We start from the raw sequence: 5,683 nt of genomic DNA, 5'->3' as shown, positions 1-5,683 counted from the left end.
CCGTCGCGCGGCGCCGCGTGGGGCCACCACAACCCGCCCCCCCCCCCGCGCCCCCGCCATGATCCGGGGGGCCACACACCCTGGTGCCCCCCCCGTTCTGGTTGGTGAGTCAGGCTCTGCGTCTCATGCCGCTCGGCGCCAGGGCAGGCGGGAGCGCCGGGAGGGCAGTCCGAGCAGTTCGTGCAGGGCCTTGCCATCGTGGGCCCATTGGCCGAGTCGGTCGCGGTCGACCCAGTGGACTCCGTGGCGGTCGCCCCAGGCCATGGCGTCGCGCGTGAAGGAGCCGTTGGTGACGACGACCGCGTGGTCCGCCCTGTGCGCGGGGCCTGCCGTGCCGTTCACCTCGTACATCACCGACGAGCCGACCTTGCCGCCGACGCGGGTGTGCTTCGCCTGCACCACGAGTCGTCCGAGGGGTACCAGGACGCCGATCACGTCCGCAGCCTGGTCCCCGCCGCGTCCCACCTTCGTGGCCACCCATCCGTCGCGGACGAGGAGGTCGCGCAGCGCGTACTCGAACTGCTGGTCGTCCATTGCGTCCAACTCGGACAAGGTGATGCGCAGGCGAGCCAGCCTCTCGCTGTCCGCGCGGTTCCGGTGGGACCGCCATACCCGGATACAGGCCAAGCCGGTGGCGAGGGCCAGACCGATCAGGATCAGCAGCGGCCAGCTCTCGGCGGCCTTCGCAAGCAGGCGCGATGTGGCCTGTGCCAGGGCGACCGCGAGAGCGAGGGCAACGGCTGCCGCACCCAGGACGTCTGCGGTACTGCGCGGTCGCCACCGGATGCTTCGCCGCCGTCGGGCCGTCACTGCCCGCCCGCTGGCGCGGAGACGCCGGGCTTAGGCGCGGGCTGCTGCTCGGCGGAGCTGTCGTCGAACCCGAAGACCTGGCCCCAGAGCCACACCACCGCGCACAGGCCGGCGATGGCCCAGACGCTCAACCCCTTGGCGGACTTCGGGCCCGGCTTGCGGCGGAGGTGGCTTCGTACGCGCACGTATCCGTCCGGAACCTTCGGCATGCTGAGTCCCTCCCCATCGGTCCGCGCCGTGCGGACCTCCAGTTCGGTTGTAGCGTCGGCTACTGACAGAACCTGATGAACCGTCATGATCGTGTGGGTGGCAAGGGTGCAAGTCGGCCATGTCTTCGGGGGTGCCCGGCCGACTGCACGGCCCGTTGGCCTGCGTCGAGGCTTCGGGCCGTGCGTCACGCTGCGGAAACGCAGGGCGTACCGAATGGCCAGTTCCCGCGGAGCGTGGTCGGTGACGACTGCGCCGGGCGCCGCCCCCCTGGTGAGGTGGCGGCGCTGCGTCTGGTCGACCCCTTGCCGCGCATACTCCCCAGATTCCCCCCATGGGGTCCCTGGGGGCGCGGTCCGTAGTTCGCTTGCGCTAAGTCGATCAAGTTTCTGTGCTGGTTCGCTACAGCCAGTCGCGCTTCTTGAAAATCACGTACAGGCTCGTACAGACCACCGCCATCAGCAGGATCGCGAACGGATACCCCGCCGCCCAGTGCAGCTCGGGCATGGTCTCGAAGTTCATGCCGTAGATCGTTCCCACCAACGTGGGTGCAAACAAGATGGCGGCCCACGAGGAGATCTTCTTGATCTCCTCGTTCTGTTCGAAGCCTGCTTCGGCCAGGGCTCGCATTTCGGCGTTCTGTTGTTGGGAGACCAGGGTGGCGTTGACCGTCAGGATGTCCGTCAGGGCCTGGCGGAAGCCGTCCACGCGTTCGCTGGTGTGGGTGACGTGGTCGGCGACGTCGCGGAGGTAGCGCTGGAGTTCCTCGTCCGTTCCGTACTTCGCGAAGCCGGCCATCAGGGCGTGGAGCATGCCGACCAGGGGGCGGGTGGCGCGTTGGAACTCGACCATTTCGCGGGAGAGTTCGTAGATGCGGCGGGAGACCTCCGGGTCGCCGCGGAAGACCTCCGTCTCGATCTCGTCCATGTCGTTCTGGACTCCCGCGACGACCGGGGCGTACCCGTCGACCACCGCGTCGAGGATCGCGTACAGGGCGGCCTCCGGGCCCAGGGAGAGGAGCTCCGGGGATTGCTCCATGCGGCGGCGGACCGCCGAGAGGTCCGGGGCGGCGCCGTGCCGGACCGTGATCAGGAAGTCCGGGCCGACGAAGACGTGCAGTTCGCCGAACTCGACCTCCTCCGGGGCGTCGAGGTAGCGCGCCGCGCGCAGCACGACGAAGAGGGTGTCGCCGTAGCGCTCCAGCTTGGGGCGCTGGTGGGCTTCGAGGGCGTCCTCCACGGCGAGCTCGTGGAGGTTGAACTCGGCGGCGAGGGAGTGCAGCTCGGGCTCGGTCGGCCGGTGCAGGCCGATCCACGCCATGCCGTCGGGCTGTTCGCGCAGCCGGCGGAAGGTCTCGGCGAGGGTGGCGGGGGAGGCGACGCGCCGGCCGTCGCGGTAGACGGCCGAGTCGATCACGCTGCGGTGGTCCGCGGGCGCGGCCGGAGCCGGCGCCGGCCGGGGGCCGGCCGGTGGTGCGGCGGGGGGCGTGGCGGGCGGGGGCGTGGGGCGGCGCCACCCCGGGCGCTTCCCGGACGGTGAGGGGCGGCGGTCTCGGCGCTCCGGCATCGCAGGTCAGCTCCCGGTCGGACGTGGAAGGACGAGTTGCGGACAGGGGGTGTCCGCAATCGGGGATAGCGTGCTGTCATGGCCTCCAGGACGACGCACAGCGATCCCGTACTCGGTACCCGTTCCCTCAACCGTGCCACGCTCGCCCGCCAGCTGCTCCTGAGCCGCGCCGCGATGTCCGCGGAGGACGCCGTCGCGCACCTGCTCGGACTCCAGGCGCAGAACGTGAAGCCGCCCTACTTCCAGCTGCACGCCCGGCTCGCCGGGTTCCGGCCCGCCGAGCTCGCGGAGCTGATGGAGTCCCGGCGGGTGGTCCGGATGGTCACCATGCGGTCCACCATCCACAGCCACACCGCGCACGACGCGCTGACCCTGCGCCCGCTGGTGCAGGGCGCCCGGGACCGGGAGGTCAGCCACTTCCGCAAGGGCCTGGCCGGGGTGGACCTGGAGCGGCTCGGCGAGCTCGCCCGCGCCTTCGTCGAGGCCGGACCCCGCACCATGGGCGAGATCCGCGAGGAACTGCTGGGGTACTGGCCGGACGCCGATCCGCAGGCCCTGTCCGTCGCCGCGCGCTGCCGGCTCCCGCTGGTCCAGGTCACGCCGCGCGGCGTCTGGGGGCGCAGCGGACAGGTACGGCTCACGACGCTGGAGCAGTGGCTCGGCGGCCGGGCCGCCGCCCCGCAGGTGCCGGCGCAGCAGGCCCTCGACGACGCCGTCCTGCGCTACCTCGGCGCCTTCGGTCCGGCCTCCGTCAAGGACATGCAGGTCTGGGCCGGGCTCACCCGGCTGGGGGAGGCCTTCGCCCGGCTGCGCCCGCGGCTGGCCGTCTTCCGCGACGAGAACGGCGTCGAGCTCTTCGACCTGCCCGACGCGCCCCGGCCCGACGCCGGGACGCCGGCCCCGCCCCGCTTCCTCCCGGAGTTCGACAACCTGCTGCTCTCGCACGCCGACCGCACCCGGGTGATCGCCCCCGAGGCGAAGGGGCGCTCCTGGACGGGGAACCAGGCCCACCGCACCCTCCTCGTGGACGGTTTCCTCGGCGGGCTGTGGCGGCTGGCGGACGGGACGCTCACCGTCGAGCTCTTCGGCGAGCCGTCGAAGACGCAGCGGGACGAAATCGTCGCCGAGGGGGAGCGGTTGATCGCCGGCATGGCGGAGCCGGGCGGCACCGGCCGCGTGCGCTTCGGGTCAATCCGCGGCTGACGCCGCTCTGGTGGCCCGTACGGCGGGCACGGCACGATGCCTTCCATGACGCACAACTTCGCCGAGAACGCCACCGCCGAGTTCCTGGCCGTACGCGATTTCCTGCTCGAACGCCGCGGGGACTACGAAGCCGCCCACGCCGGATTCACCTGGCCGCGGCCCGAGCGCTTCAACTGGGCCCTCGACTGGTTCGACCACATCGCCGCCGGGAACGCCGCCGACGCCCTGCGCATCGTCGAGGAGGACGGCACGAGCCGGTCCGTCTCCTTCGCCGAGCTGTCCGTACGGTCGGACTCCGCCGCCAACTGGCTGCGCGACCAGGGCGTCGCGGCCGGCGACCGGGTCCTGGTCATGCTCGGCAACCAGCGCGAGCTGTGGGAGGTCATGCTCGGCGCGATGAAGCTGCGCGCCGTCGTCATCCCCGCCACCCCGCTGCTCGGCCCGGCCGACCTGCGCGACCGCATCGAACGCGGCCACGTCCGGCACGTCGTCGTGCGGGCCGGGGACGCCGGCAAGTTCGACGAGGTCCCGGGCGCCTACACCCGGATCGCCGCCGGACCCGACGTCCCCACCGGATGGCGGCGGCTGGAGGACATGTACGCGGCCGACGCCCGCTTCACGCCCGACGGCGAGACCCTGGCCACCGACCCGCTGATGCTGTACTTCACCTCGGGGACGACCGCGCACCCCAAGCTCGTGGAGCACACGCACGCCTCGTACCCGATCGGGCACCTCTCCACCATGTACTGGATCGGGCTGCGCCCCGGCGACGTGCACCTGAACATCGCCTCGCCCGGCTGGGCCAAGCACGCCTGGTCCAACCTGTTCGCCCCGTGGAACGCCGGCGCCACCGTCTTCGTCCACAACTACACCCGCTTCGACGCCGAGCGGCTGATGGCGGAGATGGACCGGCACGGCGTGACCACGTTCTGCGCCCCGCCCACCGTGTGGCGGATGCTGATCCAGTCCGACCTCACCAAGCTCCGCACGCCCCCGCGCGAGGCCGTCGCCGCGGGCGAGCCGCTCAACCCGGAGGTCATCGAGAAGGTCCGCGAGGCCTGGGGGGTCACCATCCGCGACGGCTTCGGCCAGACCGAGACCACCCTCCAGATCGGGAACTTCCCGGGGGTCCCCGTCAAGCCCGGCTCGATGGGCCGCCCGGCGCCCGGGTACGAGATCGTGCTGCTCGACCCCGTCACCGGCAAGGAGTCCCCCGACGAGGGCGAGGTCTGCGTCGACCTGCGGCCCCGGCCCGCCGGCGTGATGACCGGCTACCGGGACGACCCCGAGCGCACCGCCGAGGCCATGGCGGACGGGCTCTACCGCACCGGTGACATCGCCTCCCGCGACGAGGCCGGGTACCTCACCTACATCGGGCGTTCGGACGACGTCTTCAAGGCCTCCGACTACAAGATCAGCCCGTTCGAGCTGGAGAGCGCCCTGCTGGAGCACGAGGCCGTCGCCGAGGCCGCCGTGGTCCCGGCGCCCGACCCGCTGCGGCTGGCCGTGCCGAAGGCGTACATCGCGCTCGCCGCCGGGTGGGAGCCGGGGCCGGAGACCGCCCGGGCGTTGTTCGCGCACTCCCGTGCCGTGCTCGCCCCGTACAAGCGGATCCGTCGCATCGAGTTCGCGGAGCTGCCGAAGACCGTGTCCGGCAAGATCCGCCGGGTGGAGCTGCGGGAGCTCACCGCGGCCGGCTCGGGGGCGGAGTACGACGAGGCCGGGCTCGGCTGAGGGAGACCGCCCGGCCCCGGGTCCGCCCTGACGCCGCCCGCGCCGTACCGCCCCGCCCGGCACCGCGCGGGGCGGTACGGGGCGGTACGGCGGCCCGGTGCCGTCCGCCTCCGGATCCGGCGCGGGGCGGCCCCGGAACCTCCGCCCCCGCGCCCCCCCCGAC

At 72.5% G+C, this 5,683-nt stretch carries 5 protein-coding genes; 2 read left to right on the top strand and 3 right to left on the bottom strand.

Annotation, left to right across the window (positions count from 1 at the left end; all coding sequences use genetic code 11):
• Positions 1-123: 123 nt before the first annotated feature.
• The 3 genes from ACFXA3_RS33480 to ACFXA3_RS33470 all read right to left on the bottom strand — a co-directional run bounded on the left by ACFXA3_RS33480 (position 124) and on the right by ACFXA3_RS33470 (position 2,583).
• Complete coding sequence (locus ACFXA3_RS33480; protein WP_385193090.1) at positions 124-753, bottom strand: restriction endonuclease; 630 nt, start codon at positions 751-753, stop codon at positions 124-126.
• A gap of 53 nt (positions 754-806) precedes the next feature.
• Positions 807-1,019, bottom strand: a complete 213-nt coding sequence (locus ACFXA3_RS33475; protein ID WP_376135946.1) for a hypothetical protein — start codon at positions 1,017-1,019, stop codon at positions 807-809.
• Positions 1,020-1,419: 400 nt separating this feature from the next.
• Entirely contained in the window at positions 1,420-2,583 is a 1,164-nt protein-coding gene (locus tag ACFXA3_RS33470) for a magnesium and cobalt transport protein CorA (RefSeq protein ID WP_385193088.1), read from the bottom strand.
• A 78-nt stretch (positions 2,584-2,661) separates the two neighbouring features.
• Between ACFXA3_RS33470 and ACFXA3_RS33465 the strand changes: the two genes are divergently transcribed.
• Both ACFXA3_RS33465 and ACFXA3_RS33460 read left to right on the top strand, forming a co-directional pair.
• On the top strand, positions 2,662-3,786 hold the full coding sequence (locus ACFXA3_RS33465) for a winged helix DNA-binding domain-containing protein (RefSeq protein WP_385193085.1): 1,125 nt from the start codon (positions 2,662-2,664) through the stop codon (positions 3,784-3,786).
• Positions 3,787-3,831: 45 nt separating this feature from the next.
• Complete coding sequence (locus ACFXA3_RS33460) at positions 3,832-5,520, top strand: AMP-binding protein (RefSeq protein WP_385193083.1); 1,689 nt, start codon at positions 3,832-3,834, stop codon at positions 5,518-5,520.
• The last annotated feature ends 163 nt before the right edge of the window (positions 5,521-5,683 follow it).

The organism is Streptomyces sp. NPDC059456, assembly GCF_042750055.1.
In the GTDB taxonomy this organism is placed as follows: domain Bacteria; phylum Actinomycetota; class Actinomycetes; order Streptomycetales; family Streptomycetaceae; genus Streptomyces.
Note: the sequence above shows the minus strand (reverse complement) of the source record. Positions and strands in the feature narration are given on the sequence as shown.